Raw genomic sequence first — 25,995 nt, forward strand, 5'->3', positions numbered from 1 at the left:
CCCCGCTCCCGAGAAGCTGTGGGAGCGGGGTCGAATTGTTGAACTCAGATGTCGAGCGAACGCGCGATCATCGGCCAGGAGTTGTGGAGATCGTCCTGCCAGTAACCCCACGAGTGGGTACCGACGGGCTTGAAGTCGAACGTGGCCGGGATGTTCAGGTCGTGGAGGCGGTAGGCGAGGTTGTGTGTGCAGTGGTTGACTGCTGCCTCGATGACGCCGCCGACGATGATCTGGTTGGCCAGGGCTACGGCCTGACCGTTGACTGCTTCGTTGGCGAGGTTGTCATGCGGGCCGGGCAGACCGGATCCGGTGGAGACGTACAGCTCGGTGCCGCGCAGCTTCTCGGCGTTGACAACCGGGTCGTTGGCAACCCAGCCCGGGCCGTCGAGCGGGCCCCACATGTTGGTGATGTCTGCGCCGCCTCTGCCGCCGGTGACCAGCTGAATCGAGTTCTGGCCGATGGGAGTGCTGGTCTCGGCGCAACCGCTGTACGCACCGACGCTCTTGTAGAAGCCGGGCTTCGCGATGGCGAGGTTCAGGACCGACGTGGCGGTCATCGAGATCGCGGAGATCGACTGGACGCCGTTGGTGTTGAATTCCTTGTCGATGACGGGCGGGAGTTCCTCGGTGAGGAACGTCTGCCACTTCTGACGTCCGAGAGCCGGATCGTCGTTCACCCAGTCGGTGTAGTAGCTGAATGCGCCTTCGAGTGGGGTGACGACGTTGACGTTCTTTTCCTGGAAAAAGTTCATGATGTCGGTCTTGACCTGCCAGGTCGCAGTGTCCTCGCCGCCGCCCGCTCCGTTGAGGAGGTAGAGCGTCGGGCGCTGCTCGCTGGTATCTGCGGGGGTGATGACCTCGAGTGGGATATCGCGGCCCATGGACGGGGAGAACACCTTGATGGTGGTCTTGCGTCCGTTGTCGGCGCGGCTCGAGAGCTTGGAACCCGTTGCGTTGACCTTGGCCACTGCCGCGGTGGCAGTTGTATTTCCGCTGGCTGCTGTATCTCCACCCGCGGAGGACACGGCCGGACTGATCAGCATCGGCAATACGGAAACGGCTGCTATCGCGGCGACCATACGGCCACGCTTGAATGTACGAGCGCCCATACTCTCTGAAACCTCCACTACTTTTGCCCCGAAAGACGTTCGGGATCAATGTCTTCGGTCAGTAAACCAGAAACATCATGGTCAGGTGGTCTTTTTGACCGTTTCGGTGCCCGGTAATACAGCATTCGGCCCCGCTCCCGAGAAGCTGTGGGAGCGGGGCCGAATGGTTAAACCGGTTTCTCTAGTTCTTGACGTCCATGGAGTTGGCAATCATGTTCCAGGAGTTGTGGAGATCGTCCTGCCAGTAGCCCCACGAGTGGGTGCCGGTGGGCTTGAAGTCGAACGTCGCCGGGATGTTCAGGTCCTTGAGGCGGTACGCGAGGTTGTGCGTGCAGTAGTTGACTGCAGCCTCGATGATGCCGCCGACGATGACCTGGTTGGCCAAGGTGCCGACCTGACCGTTGATTGCCGGGTTGGCGAGGGTGTCATGCGGGCCGGGCAGGCCGGATCCGGTAGAGACGTACAGCTCGGTGCCGCGCAGCTTCTCGGCGTTGACAACCGGGTCGTTGGCAACCCAACCCGGGCCGCCGACGGGGCCCCACATGTTGGTGACGTCTGCGTCGCCGCGCATGCCGACAACCAGTTCGATCGAAGCCTGGCCGACGGGAGTGCTGGTCTCGGCGCAACCGCTGTACGCGCCAACGCTCTTGTAGAAGCCGGGCTTTGCGATGGCGAGGTTCAGAACCGACGTGGCGGTCATGGAGATCGCGGAGATCGACTGGACGCCGTTGGTGTTGAACGTGTCATTGATGACGGGCGGAAGTTCCTCATTGAGGAACGTCTGCCACTTCTGAACACCGAGAGCCGGATCGGCCTTTTCCCAGTCGGTGTAGTAGCTGAAGGCGCCTTCGATCGGGGTGACGACGTTGACGTTCTTGTCCTGGAAGAAGTTCATGATGTCGGTGTTGCGCTGCCAGGTCGCGCGATCTTCGCCGCCGCCGGCACCGTTGAGAAGGTAGAGCGTGGGGTACTGCTGGGTGGTGTCCGTGGGCGTGAGGACCTCGACCGGGATATCGCGGCCCATGGACGGGGAGAACACCTTGATGGTGGTCTTGCCGCCGGCGGTGGTCTTGCTCGTGAGCTTGGAACCCGTGGTGTTGACCTTGGCTGCCGCTGCCGTGGCTGTCGCCGCGTCAGTTGCTCCGCTGTCAGCAGAGGACATAGCCGGGCTGATCAGCATCGGCAGTACGGACACTGCTGCTATAGCGGCGACCAAACGGCCACGCTTGAATGTACGAGCACGCATACGCTCAGAACCCTCCACCTAAATTGCCCCTACAGATCCGCCCCGGGTGGAACGGTCCTTCTTCGACACTGCATCCTTCGACACTGCTCTGTACGAGTTGCAAATTCCGGCGCATAGAGAGCGTGTAAGTCTTGATCTTTCTACAGGATCAGCGCGCTATTTGCTAGTGAACCAAGGATTTGCTGAACGAATGACCAGTATCGGTGGAATATTGATGTTTACCGATATGATTATTGGGTGAACCGGACATATCCAATCTGGGAACAGCACTGCTGCCTGCCGTTGCAGTCCAATGCCTCCATAGCGGACCTATTGCGGTACAAGCGGCCCGAAGGCAGTTACGTTTCGGTCAACGTTGGTTACGCGCCGCAGTCTCGGGCTGATTCGACAGCGTTAGTCAAGAGCTTCGCCTGGCAGGCCCGTGTCGAATATCCGGAAATCACCCCGGTTCAGACAATCGGCGACGTTGTCGAGATTCAACAGTCGGGTGGAATCGCTTTGGGGTTCGACCTCGAAGATTCCAATCCGCTGGACGGCGATCCCGACAACATCGCGTACTTCTACGATCTCGGCGTGCGGTCCATGTTGCCGACGTATAACCACGTCAACGCTGCGGGTTGTGGGTGCCTCGACGCCGACGACACGGGCTTGACCGCCTACGGACGCGACCTCGTGGCCGAGATGAATCGCGTCGGAATGATGGTGGACGGATCACACTGCTCGGTGCAAACCGGACTGGATCTGGCGACAGCTACCGCGCAGCCGATGATCTACAGCCATTCCAACCTCCGCAGATTGTGGGACCACCCTCGCAACATCACCGACGACCAAGCCAAGGCCTGCGCCGGCACCGGTGGAGTTATCGGGATCAACGGAGTCGGAATCTTCCTGGGTGTCAACGGACCGACCGACACACAGGCTCGTCTCGAGGCGATGGCAGACCACATCGAGGAAGCCGTCAACCTCGTCGGCGTCGATCACGTCGGAATCGGCTCGGACTATTCCTTCGACGCCGAAGATTTTCTCGAGGAGATCGACCACCACGCGTCGTCGTTCTCGGACATGTACACAAAGTGGGGTCCGCTGCAGTGGGTGCCGCCGGAAGACACTCTCACCTTGGACGTCGTACTGCGTCGGCGCGGCTTCGACGAACCAGCCATCGAGGCCGTATACGGCGGAAACTTCGCCCGAGTTGCCGCGCAAGTCTGGTCTACCGACGAGTAATGCGACCATCCGGGGACAAGGAAACAACGCAGGACTACCCTGATTAACCGTGACCTCACACTATGACGTCGTTGTCCTTGGAGCCGGCCCCGGTGGGTACGTCGCTGCTATCCGCGCGGCACAACTGGGCCTGAGCACCGCCATCATCGAGCAGAAGTACTGGGGCGGTGTATGCCTGAATGTCGGCTGCATCCCGTCCAAGGCACTTCTCCGTAACGCCGAACTCGCGCACATCTTCACAAAGAAGCGAAGACGTTCGGCATGTCCGGAGACGTGTCCTTCGATTTCGGCTCCGCCTTCGACCGCAGCCGCAAGGTCGCGGACGGGCGAGTCAAGGGCATTCACTTCCTGATGAAGAAGAACAAGATCCCTGAGCACGACGGTAAGGGAACCTTCGTCAACGCCAACACCATCAACGTGGAACTCAGCAAGGGAGGCACCGAGACGATCACATTCGACAATGCGATCATCGCCACCGGTTCCTACACCAAGCTGCTGCCAGGCACCTCGCTGAGCGAGAACGTCGTGACCTACGAAGAGCAGATCATGACGCGGGAACTGCCCGGGTCCATCCTCATCGTCGGCGCCGGCGCCATCGGCATGGAGTTCGGCTACGTCCTCAAGAACTACGGCGTCGACGTGACGATCGTGGAATTCCTCGACCGTGCGCTGCCCAACGAAGACGCAGACATCTCCAAGGAAATCGCCAAGCAGTACAAGAAGCTCGGCGTCACCGTCAAGACCGGTGCCGGCGTCCAGTCCATCAGTGACGACGGCAGCAAGGTCACCGTCACGATCAAGGACAACAAGTCCGGCAACATCGAAACCATGGTCGTGGACAAGGTTCTGCAGTCCGTCGGCTTCGCCCCTCGCGTCGAGGGCTTCGGTCTCGAGAACACCGGTGTTGCACTCACTGACCGCGGCGCGATCGCGATCGACGATTACATGCGCACCAACGTTCCCAACATCTTCGCCATCGGTGACGTCACCGCCAAGCTGCAGCTGGCACACGTCGCCGAAGCACAGGCAGTGGTTGCAGCCGAGACCATCGGCGGCGCCGAGACCCAGACGCTCGGCGATTACCGCATGATGCCGCGCGCCACCTTCTGCCAGCCGCAGGTCGCATCCTTCGGTCTGACCGAAGAGCAGGCCATCGCCGAGGGTTACGACATCAAGGTCGCGAACTTCCCGTTCGCTGCCAACGGCAAGGCCCACGGCCTGGGCGACCCGACGGGCTTCGTCAAGCTGATCGCCGACAAGACACACGGCGAACTGCTCGGCGGCCACCTCATCGGACCCGATGTTTCGGAACTGCTGCCCGAGCTGACCTTGGCCCAGAAGTGGGACCTCACGGTCAACGAGTTGGCACGCAATGTCCACACGCACCCCACGCTCAGTGAGGCGCTGCAGGAAGCGATCCATGGCCTCGCGGGCCACATGATCAACTTCTGATCTTTTCCGGGCAAGCCCCGTTCGTCTTTCCGATCAGGAACGACGAACGGGGCTTTTTCCGTTCCTGCCCAGTTTTCGGTCGGGGCTCACTGACCTCGGGCGTCGTACTCTGTCTGGGACGCAACGATTTTCGGTACCTGGGATTCGAGTAATTCGATCAGTGCTGTGATCTTCTCGGCGACGTCGGCGCCGAGTTCGGTCAAGCTGTATTCCACTTTGGGCGGGATGGTTTCAAGCACCTCGCGGTGCACGAGGCCGTCCCGCTCGAGTGTTTGCAGGGTCTGCGAGAGCATGCGTTCGCTGACGCCGTCGACGCGGCGACGCAGTGCGCTGAACCGGTACGGGCCTTCGTTCAATGCTGCGAGCGCAAGTGCTCCCCAGCGTCCGGTGGCGTTCTGCAGGGCCATCCGAGAGTGGCAACCACGAGCGAAGACGTCGGCTTCGAGGGTGGGATCAGCTGTTTCGGCAGCACTGTGCGGGGTATCGGTGCTGGTCATGGATTCAGGCTACTACTGCACCAAGCGATAGTGCTATCTGTTCATGTTGCACTTACGAAAAATTAGTGCATGATGGTTGTAGGAACTTTACGCTTCAACCTAAATTGGGAGATCGCATGAGCATCGCAGTCACCGGCGCAACGGGAAACCTCGGACAACTTGTTGTCGAGGCACTGATCGGGCGGGGGACACCCGCGTCGGACATCATCGCAGTGGTTCGCAATCCGGAGAAGGCCGCAGATCTGTCCGCGAGTGGCGTCGTGGTTCGGAAGGCGGACTACTCCGACGCCGCGGCATTGGAAGCAGCTCTGATCGGCGTCGACAAGTTGATTCTGATCTCGGGCAGCGAAGTGGGTTCACGGCTTCCTCAGCACACCAACATCATTGACGCAGCCAAGGCTGCAGGCGTCGGATTCATTGCTTACACCAGCATCCTGGGTGCCCAGGACACTCCGATGAAGTTGGCCGCCGAGCACAAGGCAACGGAGGATGTTCTTGCCAAGAGCGGCGTTCCCTTCGCGCTCCTACGCAACGGTTGGTACTGGGAAAACTTCACCAATGACCTGGCCGGCGTCGTCGAACGCGGCGCACTGGTCGGCGCGGGAGCAGACGGAAAGATCGCCGCTGCTGCGCGTGCGGACTACGCCGACGCTGCCGCAGTAGTAGTCACCACCGACGGACATGACGGCGCGGTCTACGAACTGGGCGGCGACGAAAGGCTCACATACACCGAATTGGCTGCGAAGATCAGTGAATTCGCGGGCAAGCCCGTCGAGTACCAGTTTGTGCCGGAGGATGCTTACCGGGGAATTCTGGAGAGCGTCGGCCTGCCTGCCCCGGTGGCGCAGATTCTCGCAGACTCCGATGCGGCAATTGCCAAGGGCGCGTTGGATACCGAATCCGGTGACCTACAGAAGTTGATCGGCCGCAGCAGCACGCCGGTGATCGAGGTCTTGCGTCAGGCATAAATTCGACCGCTCAGGCGGTAGCGTGTCGCTATGTCCCATGACGATCGCGAAGATGTCAGTTTGGCGGGACGCCGCGAGTGGGCGGCGTTGTCGGTTCTTGTTCTCGCGGTGGTGATGCTCGCGGTAGACGGCACCGTCCTGTCGCTGGCTGTTCCCGCGTTGAGTGCAGATCTGGCGCCCACGTCGAATCAGCTTCTCTGGATCGGCGATATCTATTCTCTCGCCCTGGCCGGACTGTTGGTCACGATGGGTACGCTCGCCGATCGCGTCGGTCGGAAACGTCTACTGCTCATCGGTGCAGCAGGATTCGGCTTGGCCTCTCTACTGGCGGCATTCGCACCCACCGCCGGGTGGTTGATCGCCGCACGTTTCCTTCTCGGCGTTGCCGGCGCGACATTGATGCCGTCGACGTTGTCCATCATCCGAAACATGTTCGAGAACGCACGTCAGCGGACTACCGCGATCGCGATCTGGGCGGCGGCGGCATCTGGCGGTGCCGCCATCGGTCCGCTCGTGGGTGGCGCTCTGCTGGAACACTTCTGGTGGGGCTCGGTATTCATCATCAACGTTCCCGTGATCATCATCTTGATCGTCTTCGGGTACGTACTGATACCAGAATCGCGTGATCCCAACCCGGGAAAATTCGACCTGTTCAGTGCAGCTCTGTCCATGATCGCGATCGTTGCCCTGGTGTACGCCGTCAAGGCAGCAGTCAGTGGCGGGAACCTGTGGGTGCCGATGGGGGCACTCGTCGTGGGGGTCGCGGCGGGGTGGATCTTTATTCGGAGACAGCAGTATTCGTCGTCCCCGCTGATCGACGTATCGCTGTTCCGTCATCCGGCATTCGCGGGTGCTGTCACCGCAACATTTGTTTCTGTGCTGGCTTTCAGTGGATTGTTGTTCTTCTTCTCGCAGTACCTGCAACTCGTGCGAGGGAATGGACCACTGCAAGCGGGCATTCGGGAACTTCCGGTGACTCTCGCGTCGGTCGCCGTCGTGGGAATTGCGGGCAGCCTGGTCCTACGGTTCGGGCGAGGCTACGTCATCGGCGGTGGGCTGGCACTTGCCGCGCTCGGAATGGGCGGCATCGCGATTGCCAGTGACGCTGCGCAGTACTTCTGGCTGGCACTTGCCCTGGTCCTGGTGGGACTGGGTGTGGGGCTTGCCTTTACATTGACCACAGATGCCGTCATGACGGCAGTTCCGCCGGACAAAGCTGGGTCGGCATCGGCAGTATCCGAGACGGCCTACGAACTCGGCGTTGCACTGGGAATTCGCACTGTTGGGCAGTTTGCTTGCGACGCTCTACCGGGCTGGGCTGAACACAGACTCGTTACCGCCGGCAGTGGCCGACAAGGTCACGGATTCACTTGCATCTGCGGTGAACGTACTACCGCCGGAATCCGAGTTACTTCACGAAGCAAAAGTTGCGTTTGTGCACGCCATGCAATGGACATCCGTGACGTCAGCAGTACTGCTGGCAGTAGCGGCTGCCATTGCATGGCGAGTGATTCCGTCGTCGAAGTAGGGGGTTAGCCCATGTGGACTGCGCCCTCGGCGGGCAAGTCACCCTTCTTGGCGCGGACGAGCACAAACACCACCGGAGTGATGACGGCGATAAGGAGTGCCGCCCAGCCGAATACGGCGGAGTAGCCCGCAACCTCGGCGCCGAAGAAGTAGTCGGTGAGCGAAGAAATGAAGTCCTGAACCGGCTGCGGGAGAAGCGACAGTTGGTCGGCGCTCGGCAAGGCTGCGTTAGCCATATCGGTGGGAATCATCTCTGCGGGAAGGCCTTCGGGAGGCGCCGGCATCGCGTTGTCTGCGCTGAAGGCGGACTTGGCGGACGCGTAGATCGTCGTGAACAGCGCGGTTCCCAGTGCGCCACCGATCTGTAGGGTGGCGTTGACGAGGGCGCTGGCTGCGCCGGCGTCATGGTCGGGGACGCCGATCAGTGCGAGGTTCTGCATCGGGACCAACAGAAGGCCCAAACCAAAGCCGAAGAATGCAAGACCGGGGAACACATGGGTCCAGTACGAGCTGTCAACCTCGATCTGGGTGAGCAGCAACAGGCCTACGGCCGCAAACAGTGGCCCGGCAAGCATCAGTGGCTTGGGCCCGATCTGGGTGGACAGTTGTGCTGCGATGGCGGTCGCGATCACGATGAAGAAGGTCATGGCCAGAGATCCGACGCCGGCCATGACGGGGCTGAATCCGAGCACGATCTGCAGGTAGAACGTCAGGTACAGGGTGCCGCCGAGGAGTGCTGCGCCCACGAGCATGGAGCCGATCAGTGCGGCGCCGCGGTCACGATGCCACGGAACGCTCAGTGGCAGAAGCGGATTCTTGGTGCGGCTCTCGACAAAGACGAAGAGTGCGAGGAAGACGAGGCCCAAGCCGATGAACAGAAGTGTGTCGGTCTGACCCCAACCATGCTCGGCGCGCGTGAATCCGTAGACCAGGGATCCGAGGCCCAGTGCGATGAGGACGGCGCCGGGGAGGTCGTAGCTGGTATCGCCGTGAGCCTTGGTCTCCTTGATGACGGGGACGGCTGCGGCGATGGCGATGAGTGCGATGGGGATGTTCACGAGCAGGCACCAGCGCCAGTCGACGTACTGCGTCAGAACGCCGCCGAGCAGCAGGCCGATGGCAGCGCCACCGCCGGAGATTGCGCCGTAGACGGCAAAAGCCTTGGCGCGCTCCTTCTCTCCGATGAAGGTGGTGGTGAGCATCGCGAGTGCGGCGGGTGCGAGGAGGGCGGCAAAGACGCCCTGGCCGGCGCGGGCGATGAAAAGTTCCATGCCGGTCTGTGCGATTCCGCCGATGCCGGAGGCGATGGCGAAGCCGGCCATACCGACGATGAAGGAACGTTTGCGGCCCCAGTAATCGGCGATGCGACCACCGAGTAGAAGGAGTGCGCCGAATGCCAAGGCATACGAGGTGACCACCCAGGCGCGATCAAGGTCGCTGATGCCGAGTTCTTCCTGCGCGGCGGGAAGGGCGATGGAGACGATGGTGCCGTCGAGCACCACCATGAGTTGCGCAAACGCGACGATGCAGAGCACCAGCCAACGGCGTTGATGGTTCGGGTTCTCGGAGGTGACCGGGGACGGCGGCTGGGCGCCGCTTCCCACGTCGGAGGTGGTGGTGGTCATAAGTGTAAAAGCTAGTGGAGCCTTCGATGCAGAGTCAAACGAAATAGTTCGTTCGGTTACGATAATCACTATGGCTCCCACTGATGTCACTGCGACGAAGCAGCGAATCCTCGATGCTGCGCAAGAAGAGTTCGGCACTTACGGACTTGCCGGCGCGCGCATCGACCGCATCGCCAAGAACGGCAAGGCGAGCAAGGAGCGGCTCTACGCGTACTTTGGGGACAAGGTCGCGCTCTTTCATGCGGTTCTCGACGCAAACTTTCATGCGGCGATGGAAGACATACCGTTTGACGGCGCAGACCTGCCCGGATATGCGGTGGCTCTCTTCGATGACATGGTCGCTAAACCAGACATTGAACGAATGATGATCTGGGGTCAGATGCAGGGGGAGTCGACGCGTATGCGGGAACTGGCGGAGGTGGACCCGATTTGCACGCAGCGAAACGTATCAATCCGTGAGGCGCAGGAAGCCGGAATTCTCAACGACGGTTGGGAGCCTCAAGACCTGATCACGATGCTCTTCGGACTGGTCTTCGCCTGGGCGGTTGCGCCGGGTTCTGCCGACAATCAGTCGGTCGACGCAGCAGAGCTCGCGCGCCGTCGGGAAGTGGTGCGCGGGGCTGTCACTCGCATCTGCAAACCGTAGTGTCTGAATTATCGAATATTGGTGCATGTCAACAATTTTCGAGCAAGATTCTTTCGAAAACCTGTCCGAAATGTCTCTAGGAATCGAAATCCTGTTCGATTAGAATTAGTGCATGGACAGTCGGGAAACGTGGCAGTTGGACGGTGAAGGACTCAAAACGGAGGTCCTCGACCTCGTTCGCGCCCGCCACGGCCTGCAATCGCGCCTGGTGCACCTCGTTGTCGAGATGTTCACTCGTGATGCTCTCCCGGATACGGGCTTTCGGGCTATCACCCAGTGGTTGCACCGGTCCACCAATCTCGAGATCGGTGAATGCAGTCAACTGGTCTCGCTTGCACGGTTATTCATGCTCGAACCTGTAGTCGCACAGTCCTTTCACGATGGTGACATCGATATGCAGAAGGCCCGTCAGGTGGCACAGTTCTGCCAGCACCCACCCAAGAACATGCATATCGCGGACGTCGAGAAGGCGCGGGAAATCCTGCTGGACCTGGCCTCGAAGAAGGTTTCCGACTGCGACGCCGTCCGGGCGGCGATCCGGCGCATCGAAAAGCAGTACGGTAACCGTGACGACGGCGTCCCTGTCGGGGAGGATTCCGAGCGCAACGAGTTCTATGCCTCGAAAGGTTTGTACGGCCGTGTCAGCGTCAAGGGTGACCTCGATGCCGTCAACGGCGCCCGGTTGATCGCCCTGCTGTCCGGACTTTCCAAGCCGACACCCGAAATTGACGGTGTGAAAGATCTTCGTACTCCGGCACTTCGACGTGCCGACGGTTTCTGCGAGATGTTGCGCCGCTTTGAGATGGCCGGCCTCGGGCCCGTCGAAGGTGGCGTCAAACCGCACCTGACGATCACCGCTACCGCGAAAGACCTCACGGACCTGAAGGCATTGAAAGACCTGTTGCCGTCCACTGAGGAACTCGGTCATGCGAGCAGCAACTGGGCCGGGCCTATCAGCCTCGACAGTGCCCGCATGCTTGCCTGCGATTGTATGGTCACCCGAATCCTGCTCGACCAGAACGGTGTTCCGATCAATCACGGGCTCGACGAGCGAACCGCGACGGTCCCGCAGCGGCGAGCCTTGGCGGTCAGGGATGGGGGATGCGCGTTTCCTGGCTGCGGAACCCCGCCCGGATGGTGCGATGCCCACCATATTTTTCATTGGATGGACAGTGGTCCAACGGATTTCGACAACCTCATACTTTTGTGCGGTCATCATCATCGGTTGCTGCACGATACCGAGTGGAGTGTCGAGATCGGGGGCGATCGGAGAACCCGGTTCTATCCACCGATGTCGGTGGATCCGTATCAGGTTCCGATACCGGGGAACAGTCCACCGACAGCAGCTTGAACAACCGAATACGCGACGTGCACACCGGGGCAGAAACATGCCCCGGTGTTTCTATGGCCCGGTGTTTCTATGGCCCAGTGTTTCTATGGCCCGGTGTGCACAGGTATTTACATCGGACTACGAAAAGTCTCTCTGAACCCGCAAGGTTCCAATGGTGGTCGCCAGTCCGTCGTATTGTGTTACCAGCAAGGTGAATTCGATGAGTCGACGGTCGTCGAAATGCTGGGACAACGCATTCCACGTTGTGTCGGTAATGTCCTTGGAGGCGACCAACTCGTCTACCGCAGTCAAGATTGCACGGTGACGAGAACTCAACTCGGAAGCGTTCGGTCCCTCCAAGATTCGGGCAAGTTCCGGGGCGTCGATTCCAGCCTTGCGGCCGAGCCTGATGTGATGATCCATCTCGTACTGGCACTCGCGTAGATGGGCGACGCGCAGGATGATCAATTCGGTGTCGTGGCGTGAGATCTTGCCGCCGGGCATCAGTGATCCGGAATAGTGCAGCCAGCCACGGAACAGTCCGCCTGCGAGACCGAGTGTGCTGAACAAATGAGCGTCGGGTGCGCCGGCCGCTTTGGAGAGGACCCGCCAGATTCCCCAGTTGATCGGGCCCAGTTGTTTGAATCGGCCAGGCTGGATACGGGGATTCATGGTGCAACTCCTTGATGTCGACGGGCAGCTACGACGCTAACACCGTGCCGCGGCTTCGGTGGGAGACTCCACCGAGAGTGCGCGAAATCGGACCACGGCAACGGCTGCTGCCACTGCCGCGAGGATCAGCATGGGCAGTGACGGACCCATCGTGGGGTCTAGGACGACCAGCAATACCGGTAGGCCGAAGCCGAGGTAGGTGCCGACGTAGAAGATGCCCGTCAATGCTCCCCGGGCAGCGGGAGGCGCCAAAGTTTCGAGGTCCAGGAGTCCGGAACGCAGGCACAGTCCGTAGGCGGTTCCGAGAGTTATTGCGCAGACGATGAACAGGAGCAGCGACGGGTGGGCGCCGCCGACTGCGACAAGGCAATACCCGGTAGCGGCGAGTGCGGCGCCGACGGTTCCGGCTTGCCGGCCCCAATTGCGATGACGCGCAACAGTTTGAACGACGATGCCGGCACCCAGGGTGAGTGCTGCGGCAAATCCGGGAAGCAGGGGGCCGGAGTAGCGGTCACCGAGGCGAGCGGACATCGTCACAAATGACACGGTTGCGCTCGCAAAAACCCAGGGCGCCAAGGGTAATGCCCAGATCAACGCTGATCGCGCCGAGCGTTCACCATCGGGCGGTGGGGGAAGGGCTACGGCGGAAGTTGTGGTTCGGCTCCACGTCGCAGCGGCGGCAACTGAGCAGACCGACAGGACTGCCGATACGACAAACGGCGTCGCCAACGGGAAGGAGAAGTACTGCGCCATCAGACCGGAGAACAAGGGACCCAAGGCAAATCCCGAGGTGAGAACCACTCCGGCCATGACGGTTCCGGCTTTACCTCGCAGATCGGCGGCCCACGCGGTACCGGCACCGATCGCCAATCCGGCGCCGATGCCGACGACCAATCGACCGGCCATCAGCCCGGAAGCGTTGTGCCACAGCAGAAGAATGACGGTGCCCAGAGATGCAACCAGAGCTCCGGGTAATACGACAGCGGCTCGGCCGACACAGTCGGAGAGTGCCCCGCCGGTCAACAAACCGGGGAGCAGACCAAGCGCGTAGATACCGAATACGCCGTCGAGTACTGCGTGTGAAAGTCCCTCGTGTGCCCGTAGTACGGGAATGAGGGAGGCAAAGTGGTTGGCGGCCCAACCCGTCGCGAGAAGTACGGACAGTACCGAGATGAACCCGCGACGGGATGGATCGCCCATGCCCCGCAGCTTAGGCGGGCACCAGATTGCTGACGTCGGCGAGTAGTTCGAAGGTGCGCAGCCAGGCTTCGCGGTTGGTGCCGGTGGATACGGTGATCAGTTCGTCGGCCTGGGCGTGCTCGGTGAATTCGTCGAGGTAGGCCCGAACTTCGGATGGCGTTCCGACGGCGCTGTACCGGGCCATCTGCAGAACCTGCTGGCCGGCGGGAGAGTCCAGCAGCATGTCGGCTTCGTCGTCGGTGAAGGTGCGGCCGCGCCCGAGGAGCAGGCTGACGCGGGTGCGCTTCGAGGCGAGGAAATCCTGTTGCGCCTGCTCGGTGGTGTCGGCGGCAATGACATTGACGCCGGCGATCACATACGGCTCGGCCAATTGCGCCGACGGTTTGAACTCGCGGCGGTAGATCGATACCGCGTCGCGAAGCGCATTGGGCGCGAAGTGCGAAGCGAAGGCGTAGGGGAGGCCCAGCATTGCCGCGAGCTTGGCGCCGAACAGGGACGAACCCAGGATGTAGAGGGGAACGTGGGTGCCCTTGCCGGGGATGGCGTTGATGCCGGGGACTCGTGATGTGTCGCCCAGGTAGCCCTGAAGTTCGAGGACGTCCTGCGGGAAGCTGTCCGAGGAACTCGGATCGCGGCGCAAGGCTTGCATCGTCTTCTGGTCGCTGCCCGGTGCGCGGCCCAGTCCGAGGTCGATGCGTCCGGGATGCAGGGTTTCGAGGGTGCCGAACTGTTCGGCGATGGTGAGCGGTGCGTGGTTGGGGAGCATGATGCCGCCCGCACCGAGGCGAATCTTGGACGTGTGAGCAGCAACGTGGCTGATCAGGACGCTCGTGGCCGACGACGCGATGGAGCCCATGTTGTGGTGCTCGGCGTACCAAATACGCTTGTAACCCCACTCCTCGGCTCGCTGGGCCAACGTCACACTGGCGTCGAAGCTGTCTTTGGCGGTCTCGTTCGCGCCGATGTGCGCGAGATCGAGGATGGAGAGGGGGACTGACATGGAGATGGTGCCTTTCTGAAGCGGGCAAAAGCAGTTGTTGTGAAGTGCAACCACGGGTGGTGCATTCCTATTTCCTCCCGGCTTCACACTGGGTCGCCCCGCTCGGTAGAAGCGCTTCTTTTTACCGAGATGTCGCAGGTTCAGCCCTCTGCTATGCACCGCGTCACAGTGCGGGGGATATGTGCCTGATACTTACCGCCCAACGTGATGATGCGCACTGTTCCTGCCGCGAACAAGATGGCAGAAGGCTCGGTGCTTGCACGTCACTGATTCTCGGAATCAGTTTCTGACCGCGCTCGCCAGGCCCGCCATTGCCAGGGCCTGATGAGCGCGTTCGACTACGAGCACCTTCGATTCGTCGATATGCGCACGCAGTTTGTCGCACGCCGCCGTCAGTTGGTTGTCGAGAATCAACTCGGCAATCAGAATGTGTTCCTCGACAGAGATTTCCAGCCGGCCCGGTGTCAGGTGGTCGAACATCCGCACGGGCCGTATCTTTGCGTTGACGGTCACCAAAGCGTCGACCAGAGCCGGATTTCCGGCCGACGCGAGCACTGCGATATGAAATCCCTCGTCGAGCGTGACGAAGTCGGAGTGTGGCTCGAAGATGTGCGCCCGCAACGCGTACCACCGGTCGAGTTCGGGTTCGAGAATATCCCGGTCATGGCGCAACGTGTCGTCTTCGAGTATCCGCCGAAGGCCCTGTAATTCGAGCAGTATTCGCAGTTCGTACAGTCCGCCGAGTTCGTCGACGCGTGGCCGGTACGGATACAAACCGTGATCTCCGCGTTGGACCAGCCCGTCGGACTGCAATCGTGCGAGGGCTTCTCGTACCGGGGTTCTCGATACGCCGTACGCGTGAGCCAGACGCTCTTCGCCGAGTCGTTGGTTGGGCGCGATCTTCCCGGACAGCAGGTCCGCCCGGATCGATACGTACACCTGGTCTCGTAGGGATTCCCCGGACGGATCGCCGATTCCGGTGGCGGACATGTCAGATGGCCATTGCTCGTCGGACGGCGTCGGTGGACTCGGTGCCGCCGGTTCCGGTGGAAGTGACGTGTCCGGCAGCGAGGACGCTGTAGTGCTGCGCAGACTGGAGCGCAAATCCGATGTGTTGTTCGACGAGGAGAACACCGAGATCGCCCCGACGCGTCAGATCCATGATGGTGCGTTCGATCTCGGCGACGACGTTGGGCTGAATGCCTTCGGTGGGTTCGTCGAGGATGAGGATCTTCGGTTCGGTGATGAGGGCGCGGGCGATGGCTAGTTGTTGGCGTTGTCCGCCGGAGAGGAGTCCGGCGCGGCGCTCGAGCAATGTGGTCAGCGCAGGAAACATGTCCAATGCTTCTGCGATGAGTGCCTTTCCGCGTTTGCGGCCATCGGCCACCACTTGAAGATTCTCAGCGGTGGTCAGCTGCCCGAATGACTGTTGTCCCTGCGGGACGTAGGCAAGGCCGCGGGCCACGCGAGCGCTGGGGCGCATTGCGGTGATGTCCTCGCCGCCCAGGAGGATGGTTCCGCTGGTCGGCTTGATCAGCCCGACAACAGATCGCAGGAGCGTCGTCTTGCCGGCTCCGTTGTGGCCCATAACCGCGGCGACCCCGTCACGTGGGACGGTCAGTGAGATCCCGTGAATGACTTCGGTCCGACCGTATCCGGCTCGGATATCCCTTATTTCCAGCATGATTCACTCCTGACCTGCCGGCGCAGCTGCTGCCGTGCCGAGGTAGACCGCTTGGACATTGGGATCTGCTTGTACCTGCGCGACAGTTCCTTCGGCGAGGACCTTGCCGGCGGCGAGAACGGTGACCGAGGTGGCAAATGCTCGCATGAAATCCATATCGTGCTCGACCACGACGACGGTGCGAGCGCCGCCGATACGACGCAGGAGGTTCCCGGTCTCCTCGCGTTCTTCGAGGCTCATTCCGGCAACGGGTTCGTCGAGCAGCAGCACCGAACAGTTTTGCACCAGAAGCATTCCGATCTCGAGCCACTGCTTTTGTCCGTGAGCCAAGATGCCGGCCGGCGTGTCACGCAGCGCTTCGAGGCCGATCGTCTCGAGGGCTTCTTCGATTTCGGGGAGTACGGACTTGCGGGTGCGCAACAGTTCCCAGGCCGAGCGGCCGGCGCCCGCCGCGATGTCGAGGTTTTGCAGGACGGTGAGTTCTTCGAACACGCTGGCAGTCTGGAACGTGCGTCCGACACCGAGCCGGGCGATCTTGTGAACCTTCTTGCCCAGCAACTGTTCACCGGATTTGGTGATAGAACCGGTGGCGGGTACCAGCCCGGTGATGGCGTCGACGAGTGTGGTCTTGCCGGCGCCGTTGGGACCGATCAGGAATCGGAGGTCGCCCTGCATCAGCGTCAGGTCGACGCCGTCGACGGCTTTGAATCCGTCGAAGCTGACCGAGAGGTTGCGTACCTCGAGGTATTCGGAGGACATTCCGGCGTTGCCGCCGAGGACGGGGGCGGGTTGACTGGTGACGGTTGTGTTGGTCATACGGACACCTCCACGGCTTCCGGTTCGGTGACCTTCGTGATTGTCGGGGGAACAGACTTGTTTCGCTTCTTGCGGTGTCGTAGTAGGGCAAAGAGTCCGGCGACTCCGGCGGGGAAGAAGCCGACCACGATGATGAACATGAGGCCTTGGGCGTAGATCCAGCCGGACGGAAGCTTCTCGGAGAAGGCCGACTGCGCCCAGGCGACACCGATGGCTCCGAGTACGGGTCCGAGTAGGGTTGCGCGGCCACCGATTGCGACGCCGATGAGGAAGGCGATGGACGGAACGATCCCGACGTCGGCGGGGGAGATGATGCCCACGATCGGAACGAACAGTGCCCCGGCGATGCCGGCGAGGAAGGCGGCCGTCACGTAGGCCACCAGCTTGATGTTGGCGGGATCGTATCCGAGGAATCGGACCCGCTCTTCCTGATCTCGTACGGCGACAAGCAGTTCGCCGTACCGGGAGTTCATCAGCTGCCGGATCAGCGCCACCGATGCGAGAAGGATTGCGGCGGCGATGAAGAACAGCATCTGCTTGTTTGCCGGGTCGTTGAGGTTGAAGCCGAAGAACGTGCGGAAGCGGTTCAGTCCGTTGCTGCCGCCGATGGATTGCTGACCGATCAGCAGGATCGCGAAGGCCGCGGCCAGCGCCTGGGAGAGGATAGCGAAGTACGCGCCCTTGACGCGCCTTTTGAAGACGCCCAGTCCGAGAAGAAAAGCCACGGCAGCGGGTAGGAACAGTACCGCGAAGATCGCGACGAACGGAGAGGCGAAAGGTTGCCAGTAGCCGGGTAGCTCGGTCTTGCCGGCGATTGTCATGAAGTCGGGGACCGCGTCGCCTTTGAGTTCGGCGTCGGCGATCTTGAGATGCATTGCCATCACATAGGCGCCGATTCCGAAGAAGACACCCTGCCCGAGGGTGAGCATTCCTCCTCGGCCCCAGGCTAATCCGATTCCGACTGCGACGATTGCGAAGCACAGGAACTTGGCCAGCAACGACAGCCGGAAGTCGGAGAGCACTGCCGGGGCGACCGCGAACAAGATGACCGCGGCAACTGCGAATCCGCCCCAGACCCGGATACGTGAATTGCTGAGGATGCTCATACGAGACTCCTTGTCTTGACTGCAAACAGTCCCTGCGGACGCAGTTGGAGGAACACGACGATGATGACGAAGACGATCACCTTCGCGATCGATGCGGTAGTCGAATATTCGATGAACGAGTTCAGGATGCCCAGGGCGAAGGCGGCAATGACCGCGCCCTTCATCTGCCCGAGCCCGCCGACGACAACTACCAAGAATGCGTCGATCAGATAGGACTGCCCGATAGTCGGACTGGTCGAGCCGATCAGCGTCAATGCCACACCCGCCACGCCGGCCAAGCCGGACCCGATGAAGAACGTGGTGATATCGGTACGGCGGGAAGAGATTCCGCTTGTTTCCGCCAGGTCGCGGTTCTGTACCACGGCACGGATCCGGCGGCCCATGGATGACTGCTTGAGTGCCAGCGACACCGCGATGACGGCGGCGATGGAGAGTACAAGAATGAAGATTCGGGTACGGGGAACTATGGCGCCGAAGATTTCGACTCCGCCTGAAAGCCAGGTCGGCGCTATGACATTGACAGCGGGTGCGCCGAAGATGTCGCGTGCCAGTTGTTGAAGGATCAGGCCGACGCCGAACGTCACCAGCAGCGTATCGAGTGGTCGGTGGTACATCCGCGACACCAGAACCACTTCCAGGAGGACTCCCATCAGCCCGCCGACGACAAAACCGACCAGCAGAGAGACGATCAAAGATCCGGTGGCGTTGGAAATAACCTGCTGCACTACGTAAGCGGTGTACGAACCGGCCATGATGAACTCGCCGTGCGCCATGTTGATGACGCCCATCTGCCCGAACGTCAGTGACAGTCCCAGTGCGGCCAACAACAGGATCGATCCGATACTCAAACCCGTGAACAGCTGTCCGATCATTACATCCATGACAGACGTTCCGCCTCTCTACCAGTCGGTTTCATTGCAGTCGGACCCTCTACTTGCTGCTGCTACCCAGACCTGCGGCCCAGGGGTAGTTCTTCAGGTACGGATCGGGTTCGATCGGCTGTCCGGAATCCCAGACGGTGTAAATCAGTCCGTCGCTGCGGATCTCGCCGATACGTGCGGTTTTGGTGATGTGGTGGTTGTCGCCGTCGATGGTGACCAGGCCTTCGGGGGCGTCGAAGGTGACTCCGTCGGCGTTGTCCTGAATATCCTTGACGGCAAAGGATTTAGCCTTCTCGACTGTGTTCTTCCACAGGTAGACCGAGGTGTAGGCGGCCTCCATCGGGTCCGACGTGGGCTTGTCCTGGCCGTACTTGGCCTTGTAGGCCGCGACGAACTTGTTGTTCTCCGGGCTGTCGATGGTCTGGTAGTAATTCCATGCTGTCAGTTGACCTTCGACGTTCTGCACGCCGATGCCGCCCACTTCTTCTTCCGCGATGGAGACGGAGACTACGGGCATATCGGCCGGCTTCAATCCGACGTTGGTGTACTCGCGGAAGAACGCGACGTTGGAATCGCCGTTGAGAGTGTTGAATACGGCGTCGGCGTCAGCCGTGCGTACCTTGTTGACGATGGTCGAGAAGTCTGTTGATCCAAGAGGGGTGTAGTCCTCACCCTTGATCTCCATGCCGTTGGCTGCTGCGTATGCTTTGATGATGCGGTTGGCTGTCTGGGGGAAGACGTAGTCGCTACCAACGAGATACAGCGACTTGGCGCCCTTCTCCTTGAGATAGTCCAGTGCCGGAATGATCTGCTGATTTGTGGTGGCGCCGGTGTAGAAGATGTTCTTGGAATCTTCCAGACCTTCGTACTGCACGGGGTAGTAGAGGAGTGAGTTGTTGTCCTCGAATACGGGAAGCATCGCCTTGCGGCTCGACGACGTCCAACCGCCGAAAACTGCTGCGACGCAGTCACTGCTGATGAGCTTCTCGGCCTTCTCGGCAAATACGGTCGGCTCGGATGCACCGTCTTCGGCGACGATCTGAACCTTCTTGCCCAGCACACCGCCGGAGTTGTTGATCTCTTGAACTGCCAAGGCGATCGAATCACGCACTGTCACTTCACTGATGGCCATCGTGCCGGACAATGAATTGAGGGAACCAACTTTGATCGTGTCACCCGCGGTGTCGACACACGACGTTGTTGTTGTCTCACCAGTCGCGGTGTCGCTCGCTTTGCTTCCACAACCGGTGAGTACCAATCCGAGTGCGGCAAGTGCGGCCGGTGCGGCAAGGGTGCGCTTCGAGAAAGTTCGCATATACGTGGCCTTTCGTAGTCGAGGGCTCGGTGTTTCAAAGACACTGTGTGACGTGCTGTGTATCCAGATGTCGTATACGCCGTTGTATTCGTCGATTGCAGAGCGTAAGTAGAACTTGTTTCGGAAAGAATGACCGTCAGTCACCATCGTGTGTCCGATATGTCGATTTGATTTCGGGATTCTCACCGTGCAGGTCAGAGGTGCCGCGGTGTTAGCATCCTCGGTATTCGATCAAGCATTCGCTTGAAGATCTACATGTTGGAGGGGACTAGTCAGTGCGATCGACCCGACGAGAAGAGATACTCGCTCACGCGGCCAAGTTGTTCAGTGAGCGAGGGATTTCGGCAACCACGGTCCGAGATATCGCGGACGAGGTCGGAATCTTGTCGGGCAGCCTCTATCACTACTTCGACTCGAAGGACGCCATCGCGAACGAGATAGTCGTCCGCTTTCTCGACGACCTCAATATTCGCTACGAATCGTCCATCGAATCCGGGGGATCGGCGCGCGAGCGGTTGGCGTCGATGGTTTCCGTCTCGTTTGCAACAGCGGTGGATCATCCGTATGCGACGGAGGTTTACCAGGGTGAGGCCATTCTCTCGTCTCAACCGGACGACGCTCCCATCACGATTGCTGTGCGGAAGGCTCACGACTACTGGCGCACGGCTATTGCTCGTGGACTGGCGGACGGGGAGTTTCGCGCCGACATCGATCCGGAACAGTTTCACAGGCTCTTGCGAGAGTCGGTGTGGTCGACCGTTGCGCAGTACCGTCCACAGTTGGCGGAACGTTCCGACGAGCTCGAGCGCAATCTGATCACCGTGTTCTTGGACGGCTTTGCAGCACGAGGTGACGGCAGTGCGCCGGCGCCTCGGGTGCCGGTGGTGTCTGCCCAGGTGGACGTGCCGTCGGAGGTCAGCGAGGTGGCCGAACTTCGTTCGGACGTGGACGAACTGAAGTCGGCGATCCGCGACCTCGGCTCCGTTATTCGCGAACTTCAAGCCCAGCGACCTAGCTGATCACTGCCGTTTTCCGGCGGTTTTGACTATTTTTGTGACCCAGTGCATACTTCTGCCCAGAGCCGTAAATCAAGCGCTTGTTTGATTTACCAAATGCTGTTTGGACAGGAGCGGGATGTGAGACTCGGGAAGGCAATAGCCGTACTTGCGGTGGTCGTCCTCGGAACGGGTGCGTGCGCGTCTGCCGGGGTCATTCCGGAAGACGAGATCGTGATCGGCCTGGACGAGGATTCAACAGGTCCGGGAGCGTCGTACAGCACCATTGCAGGTCAGACGGTTCGAATGACGGTCGATCTGATCAACGACGCCGGCGGGATCAACGGCAAGCCCGTGCGCCTCGTCGTCGAGAATGACGAGAGCAGTCCCACCAAGACTCCGTCGATCATTCGGAAACTGGTGGATCAGGGTGCCAGCGCGGTCATCCTCGCGACCGGTAGTGGTTCGGTTCTGCAGGCGAAGTCGATTCTCGAGCAGTCGGAGATTCCGGCTATCGCACCGGTTGTGCTCAGTGATGCATTTGCGTCTCCGCCGGGCAACGACTATTCGTTCATGATCCCGAATTCGCTGAAGCAGTATGCGCAGGTGTACTGCGGAGCATTCGAGAAGCTGGGCTACAAGTCGCTCGGAATCCTCGGTGATGCAAGCGCATCTATCGACGGAATCATCAAGACGCTGCGCCCGGATCTGGAGAAGTGTGCGAAGGTGACGGCCGTCGAAAAGGCCCCCGTCGACGCCGCTGACCTCACGGCGCAGGTATCCCGTCTCGTCGAAACCAAGCCTGACGCAATCCTTGTCGCCAGTATCGGTGGGCACTTCGAGATTCTCGCGCACAACACACTCTCGAAGATCGCACCCGAAACGCAGCGTTTCTCGCTCGCTTCGATCGGAAACCAGCCGGCTTCATGGGCTTTGGCTGATCCGAAGGCGCTCTCCGGCATGGTGTACATGGGATCTCTCAGTGCCGGTAACAAGCGAACTGCGGAACTCGCCGACAAGGTCAAGGCCTTCAAGGGGGCCAACTACCAACTCACGGCGTACGACGCTCAGGCCTACGACGCAATGATGATGCTGGCGCAGGCAATCGGGATCGCCGGTGATCACAAGGATCGAACCGCGGTTCGTGATGCACTCCAACAGGTCTCAGGACTTCCGGCCACCTTCGGACAGGAAGATTTGACGCTGTCCTTCAGCCCCGGCGATCATCTCGCGCCGGACAGCCTGTGCGGATTGGTGCTCATCGAGTTCGGCGACGACAACAAACCTGCCGGGCCGTGGGCTTCCTATCAGCCCCCGTGCGGATAATCGAGGAGCCTAGACATGACAGACGCACAACTCTGGCTCGCAGCCATCGAGATCGGTGCCTTCTTCTCACTGATCGCCTTGGGGATGTACCTCGTGGTGGTCGGCGCGGATTTCTTCAACTTTGCCATGGGCCCGTACGCCATGGCCGCAGCAATGGCGACCAGCTGGGTTGTCGTGAACCAGGGGTACCCACTCTGGTTGGCGATGCCGTTGGGAATCGCTGTTGCGGTGGGGCTTTCGGTCCTCACCGAAAAACTGGTGGTCAAGCAGGTTCAAAAGCGTTCCGGGCGAGGTGAACTGCCCGCGCTCGTGGCCGTGACCGCGGTGCTGTTCGGAATTCAGCAGCTTGCGGGAACCGTCTTCGGACGCACTCCGCTGCCCGGGCAGAAGATCTTCGACTTTGCTCCGGTCACCGTCCTCGGCGCCACCGTCGACAGTGCAACGATCGTTCTGATCGCCGGTACCGCACTGGTTTTCCTCGGCGTCGGAATCTGGCTGAACCGGTCCACGGCAGGTCGACTTCTGCGCGCCGTGGGCGACAATCCGGATGCCGCTCGGGTACTCGGATTGCCGGTGGACCGTGTTCGGCTCATCGCATTCACCCTGGCCGGCGTCATCGCCGCTATCGCCGGATTGTTGTTTGCACCCAAAGCGGGTGTGCAGTTCACCAGCGGATTGTCGTGGACGCTGACGGCTTTCATCGCGCTGGTCATCGGTGGTACCGGACGTAGCTGGGCACCGCTGATCGGCGGCATGCTCCTGGGAATCGTCCAGGTATTTGCGCCGTACTACTTCGGTGCCAGCGCAGCTCAAACGGCGATCCTGCTGATCGCCCTGGTCTTCTTCGCCTTCCGCCCGGAAGGTCTGCTCTCGAGAAAGGTGCGCGTCTGATGGGTGCGATTACTACAGGTCGCGTGCCTCGGTCGCGAATGAGCCTGGGAAACGTCTCGCGTGAAGCCTTGATTACCGTGACTGTGGTTGCGGCAGTGCTTCTCTGGATGGGACCGAGCCTCTACCGGCAGGACCTCATTTTCCTCGCCGCCACGTACTCGTTGATAGCTCTGGGGATGTACGTGCCCTTCGTTCTTGCCGGGTCACTGTCCATGGCCTACAGCGCCTACGCTGCGATCGGTGCCTACGCGGTTGCCCTGATATCGGTGAAGACCGGCATGTCGATGTGGTGGGGCTGGATCCTCGGCGCACTGGTCGCTGCCGTAGTGGCAGTACTCCTCAGCCTTGCGACCCAGAAACTTTCCGGCTTCTACCTCGCAGCCGTGACACTCCTGTTCGGAATGGCATTCGAGCACTGGCTGATCGACGGACCCAGCTTCACCGGTGGCTCGGCCGGAATCTCCGGTGTCGCGGCACTCACGATGTTCGGCTGGGAACCGCCGCGCTACGCGTTGGTCGTCTTCGCGATTCTGTTTGTCTGCCTGATCGCTGTCGCGGTCGATCGACTGCGGAAGTCCGTGTGGGGCCTGATGTTGCAGGCGTCGCGGGACAATCGGAATGTCGCCCGGTCCTCCGGAGTCAATCCGACCCACTTGACGGTTGTGGCATTGGCGATCGGTGCGGCTATCGCGTCGACCGGCGGTTCGCTGTTCACCGTCTCCGTTCAAGCCGTGACGCCCGAAACCTTCACTCTCAGTATCGTCTTCCTGGCGATTTTCATGCCGATCATCGGTGGCCGCGGCTCTGCCTGGGGCGCACCGTTGGGCGCGCTGATCGTGGTGATCGTGACACTCAACATGCCCGGTTACCAGGGCAGTGGTGAGCTTCTGCTTGCCGGTGCAGTTCTGGTCATTCTGATCGTGGCACCCGGCGGTGTGATCGGGTGGTCTCGCGCACTTCTCGACCGAACGAATCGTATCTACCAGGAGCGTGTTGCGCGATGAGCAATCCACTACTCGAGGTTCGCGGGCTGCACAAATCCTATGGCGGCGTGCGCGCAGTCAACGACGTGTCGTTCACAGTCGGCCCCGGCGAGGTTATCGGTCTCGTCGGCCCCAACGGCGCCGGCAAGACGACGCTGGTGGACTGCATCTTCGGTACGCAGCAATCCGACTCGGGAACTGTCAGCCTGTCCGGCAAGGCACTGACCGGGCCTTCGGAACGTCGCGCCCGGCACGGCCTTTCGCGGACCTTTCAGCATCCGCAGTTGGCCCTCGAGCTCAACGCCGTCGACAACATCATCCCCGGCCTGTACGGACATCGAATCACCTCGCCGCTGCATTCTCTGTGGTGGGCACTCAAAGGACCTTTCGAGAACTGGGATCGATCTGCGTCGCGCGCTCGCGATGTCGCCCACGAGTACTCGATCACCGACACCGAAAGTGCCTGTGGTGATCTGAGTCTGGGCGCGCAGCGGTTGGTGGAAGTAGCCCGCGCCATGGCGACCGAGCCGGAGGTGTTGCTGCTGGACGAGCCCTTTGCCGGCGCAGACCACGACGGTATCGAGGCAATCTCCGGCGCGGTGCGTTCCATTGCCGCGCAGGGCAAGGGCGTCGTACTGGTCGATCACAACGTCGACCTCATCGCAGAGTTGGCAACCACTGTGGTCCTGCTCAATTTCGGTGGCGTTGCCTTCAACGGCCCGCCGCGTGAGTGCCTCTCCAGCGACGCAATGCGTGAGGTGTATTTCGGTTCCGACGACGAAGAAGGAGCGCGCGATGCTCGAGGTCGATAAAGTTACGGTGCGTTACGGATCGGCCGTCGCTGTACGCGAAGTCAGCTTCGTGGCCAACCCGGGTCAGGTCACCGCACTGGTGGGTCCGAACGGGGCCGGCAAGACCAGCTTGATGGGCGCAATCTACGGTTCGGTGCCGTCCAGCGGAAGCATCAGTGTGGACGGCCGACGCGTCGAGAAGATGTCGGCGTTGCAGCGCGCACGCAGCGGATTTGCCTATGTCCCGCAGGGGCGGCAGCTGTTCATGCGCATGTCCGTACGCGAAAATCTGCGGGTAGGTGCCGATCTCCTGGGCTTGAAGGCCGACGCTGTGGACAGCGCTTTCGATCGCTTTCCGATTCTGCGTGACCGCGCGGATAGTTTCGCGGGCGTTCTCAGTGGTGGCGAGCAGCAGATGCTCGTTCTGGGCCGCGCATTGCTCGCTAAACCGTCTCTTCTGCTCCTCGACGAGATGATGACCGGGTTGGCTCCGAAAATTGTGGCTGAATTACGCACGCTTGTAGGACAACTGGCAGCCGAAGGCGTTACGGTGATTGTGACTGAACCGGCATTGGCTGCATTGATGGCGATCGTGGACCGTGGATATGTCATGCAACGCGGCGAGATCATGCGCGAATGTGATTCTGCCGCTTCGCTCGACGCTGCTTACAAACAATCGATGGGCGTCCTCAGCGCCGACGGGAGATGATC

Annotated in this window: 24 protein-coding genes and 1 pseudogene; 12 read left to right on the plus strand and 13 right to left on the minus strand. The window is 60.8% G+C overall.

Annotated elements, in window-relative coordinates:
- Window positions 1-44: 44 nt before the first annotated feature.
- Both BDB13_RS10880 and BDB13_RS10885 read right to left on the minus strand, forming a co-directional pair.
- Window positions 45-1,109 carry an alpha/beta hydrolase gene (locus tag BDB13_RS10880; RefSeq protein WP_094271651.1) on the minus strand — a complete coding sequence of 355 codons (1,065 nt, stop codon included), beginning with the start codon at window positions 1,107-1,109 and terminating at the stop codon, window positions 45-47.
- Window positions 1,110-1,290: 181 nt separating this feature from the next.
- Complete coding sequence (locus BDB13_RS10885) at window positions 1,291-2,355, minus strand: alpha/beta hydrolase (protein ID WP_094271652.1); 1,065 nt, start codon at window positions 2,353-2,355, stop codon at window positions 1,291-1,293.
- A gap of 237 nt (window positions 2,356-2,592) precedes the next feature.
- Between BDB13_RS10885 and BDB13_RS10890 the strand changes: the two genes are divergently transcribed.
- Window positions 2,593-3,579, plus strand: a complete 987-nt coding sequence (locus BDB13_RS10890; RefSeq protein ID WP_094271653.1) for a dipeptidase — start codon at window positions 2,593-2,595, stop codon at window positions 3,577-3,579.
- 49 nt (window positions 3,580-3,628) lie between these two features.
- Window positions 3,629-5,031, plus strand: a pseudogene (lpdA, locus tag BDB13_RS10895) (dihydrolipoyl dehydrogenase).
- Window positions 5,032-5,117: 86 nt separating this feature from the next.
- On the opposite strand, the gene BDB13_RS10900 reads toward lpdA, so the two are convergent.
- Window positions 5,118-5,528 (minus strand): winged helix-turn-helix transcriptional regulator, encoded by a 411-nt coding sequence (locus BDB13_RS10900; protein ID WP_094271654.1) that lies wholly within the window; start codon window positions 5,526-5,528, stop codon window positions 5,118-5,120.
- A 116-nt stretch (window positions 5,529-5,644) separates the two neighbouring features.
- On the opposite strand from BDB13_RS10900, the gene BDB13_RS10905 reads away from it, so the two are divergent.
- Window positions 5,645-6,496, plus strand: a complete 852-nt coding sequence (locus tag BDB13_RS10905; protein WP_094271655.1) for an SDR family oxidoreductase — start codon at window positions 5,645-5,647, stop codon at window positions 6,494-6,496.
- Between the two features lie 30 nt (window positions 6,497-6,526).
- On the plus strand, window positions 6,527-8,032 hold the full coding sequence (locus BDB13_RS10910) for an MFS transporter (RefSeq protein ID WP_254922786.1): 1,506 nt from the start codon (window positions 6,527-6,529) through the stop codon (window positions 8,030-8,032).
- Here the strand turns inward: BDB13_RS10910 and BDB13_RS10915 are convergent.
- Complete coding sequence (locus BDB13_RS10915) at window positions 8,029-9,648, minus strand: MFS transporter (RefSeq protein WP_094271656.1); 1,620 nt, start codon at window positions 9,646-9,648, stop codon at window positions 8,029-8,031. The genes BDB13_RS10910 and BDB13_RS10915 overlap by 4 nt on opposite strands.
- A 70-nt stretch (window positions 9,649-9,718) precedes the next feature.
- On the opposite strand from BDB13_RS10915, the gene BDB13_RS10920 reads away from it, so the two are divergent.
- Window positions 9,719-10,294 (plus strand): TetR family transcriptional regulator, encoded by a 576-nt coding sequence (locus BDB13_RS10920; protein ID WP_094271657.1) that lies wholly within the window; start codon window positions 9,719-9,721, stop codon window positions 10,292-10,294.
- Window positions 10,295-10,406: 112 nt separating this feature from the next.
- Window positions 10,407-11,645, plus strand: a complete 1,239-nt coding sequence (locus BDB13_RS10925) for an HNH endonuclease signature motif containing protein (RefSeq protein ID WP_094271658.1) — start codon at window positions 10,407-10,409, stop codon at window positions 11,643-11,645.
- A 117-nt stretch (window positions 11,646-11,762) separates the two neighbouring features.
- On the opposite strand, the gene BDB13_RS10930 is transcribed toward BDB13_RS10925, so the two are convergent.
- The 9 genes from BDB13_RS10930 to urtA all read right to left on the minus strand — a co-directional run bounded on the left by BDB13_RS10930 (window position 11,763) and on the right by urtA (window position 20,298).
- A complete protein-coding gene (locus tag BDB13_RS10930; RefSeq protein ID WP_094271659.1) occupies window positions 11,763-12,296 on the minus strand; it encodes a carboxymuconolactone decarboxylase family protein in 534 nt (177 codons plus the stop codon).
- A gap of 36 nt (window positions 12,297-12,332) precedes the next feature.
- Complete coding sequence (locus tag BDB13_RS10935; RefSeq protein WP_094271660.1) at window positions 12,333-13,496, minus strand: MFS transporter; 1,164 nt, start codon at window positions 13,494-13,496, stop codon at window positions 12,333-12,335.
- A gap of 10 nt (window positions 13,497-13,506) precedes the next feature.
- Window positions 13,507-14,496, minus strand: coding sequence for an LLM class flavin-dependent oxidoreductase (locus BDB13_RS10940; protein ID WP_094274840.1), 990 nt, complete (start codon window positions 14,494-14,496; stop codon window positions 13,507-13,509).
- A 279-nt stretch (window positions 14,497-14,775) separates the two neighbouring features.
- A complete protein-coding gene (locus BDB13_RS10945; protein ID WP_094271661.1) occupies window positions 14,776-15,486 on the minus strand; it encodes a GntR family transcriptional regulator in 711 nt (236 codons plus the stop codon).
- Between the two features lies 1 nt (window position 15,487).
- Window positions 15,488-16,180, minus strand: a complete 693-nt coding sequence (urtE, locus tag BDB13_RS10950) for an urea ABC transporter ATP-binding subunit UrtE (RefSeq protein WP_094271662.1) — start codon at window positions 16,178-16,180, stop codon at window positions 15,488-15,490.
- Between the two features lie 3 nt (window positions 16,181-16,183).
- Window positions 16,184-16,996 (minus strand): urea ABC transporter ATP-binding protein UrtD, encoded by an 813-nt coding sequence (urtD, locus tag BDB13_RS10955; RefSeq protein ID WP_094271663.1) that lies wholly within the window; start codon window positions 16,994-16,996, stop codon window positions 16,184-16,186.
- Entirely contained in the window at window positions 16,993-18,102 is a 1,110-nt protein-coding gene (urtC, locus tag BDB13_RS10960; protein ID WP_094271664.1) for an urea ABC transporter permease subunit UrtC, read from the minus strand. The genes urtD and urtC overlap by 4 nt, the downstream gene beginning before the upstream one ends.
- Complete coding sequence (gene urtB, locus BDB13_RS10965) at window positions 18,099-18,983, minus strand: urea ABC transporter permease subunit UrtB (RefSeq protein WP_094271665.1); 885 nt, start codon at window positions 18,981-18,983, stop codon at window positions 18,099-18,101. Before urtB ends, urtC begins: the two co-directional genes overlap by 4 nt.
- A gap of 49 nt (window positions 18,984-19,032) precedes the next feature.
- On the minus strand, window positions 19,033-20,298 hold the full coding sequence (gene urtA, locus BDB13_RS10970) for an urea ABC transporter substrate-binding protein (protein WP_094274841.1): 1,266 nt from the start codon (window positions 20,296-20,298) through the stop codon (window positions 19,033-19,035).
- A 275-nt stretch (window positions 20,299-20,573) separates the two neighbouring features.
- Between urtA and BDB13_RS10975 the strand changes: the two genes are divergently transcribed.
- The 6 genes from BDB13_RS10975 to BDB13_RS11000 all read left to right on the plus strand — a co-directional run bounded on the left by BDB13_RS10975 (window position 20,574) and on the right by BDB13_RS11000 (window position 25,993).
- Complete coding sequence (locus tag BDB13_RS10975) at window positions 20,574-21,317, plus strand: TetR/AcrR family transcriptional regulator (protein ID WP_094271666.1); 744 nt, start codon at window positions 20,574-20,576, stop codon at window positions 21,315-21,317.
- Window positions 21,318-21,434: 117 nt separating this feature from the next.
- A complete protein-coding gene (locus tag BDB13_RS10980; protein WP_094274842.1) occupies window positions 21,435-22,619 on the plus strand; it encodes an ABC transporter substrate-binding protein in 1,185 nt (394 codons plus the stop codon).
- Window positions 22,620-22,634: 15 nt separating this feature from the next.
- On the plus strand, window positions 22,635-23,510 hold the full coding sequence (locus BDB13_RS10985) for a branched-chain amino acid ABC transporter permease (protein ID WP_094271667.1): 876 nt from the start codon (window positions 22,635-22,637) through the stop codon (window positions 23,508-23,510).
- Entirely contained in the window at window positions 23,510-24,514 is a 1,005-nt protein-coding gene (locus BDB13_RS10990; RefSeq protein WP_094271668.1) for a branched-chain amino acid ABC transporter permease, read from the plus strand. The genes BDB13_RS10985 and BDB13_RS10990 overlap by 1 nt, the downstream gene beginning before the upstream one ends.
- Window positions 24,511-25,305 (plus strand): ABC transporter ATP-binding protein, encoded by a 795-nt coding sequence (locus tag BDB13_RS10995; protein WP_094271669.1) that lies wholly within the window; start codon window positions 24,511-24,513, stop codon window positions 25,303-25,305. The genes BDB13_RS10990 and BDB13_RS10995 overlap by 4 nt, the downstream gene beginning before the upstream one ends.
- Window positions 25,289-25,993 carry an ABC transporter ATP-binding protein gene (locus BDB13_RS11000; protein ID WP_094271670.1) on the plus strand — a complete coding sequence of 235 codons (705 nt, stop codon included), beginning with the start codon at window positions 25,289-25,291 and terminating at the stop codon, window positions 25,991-25,993. Before BDB13_RS10995 ends, BDB13_RS11000 begins: the two co-directional genes overlap by 17 nt.
- The last annotated feature ends 2 nt before the right edge of the window (window positions 25,994-25,995 follow it).

Origin of the sequence: Rhodococcus sp. OK302, from assembly GCF_002245895.1 — a bacterium.
GTDB lineage: Bacteria > Actinomycetota > Actinomycetes > Mycobacteriales > Mycobacteriaceae > Rhodococcus_F.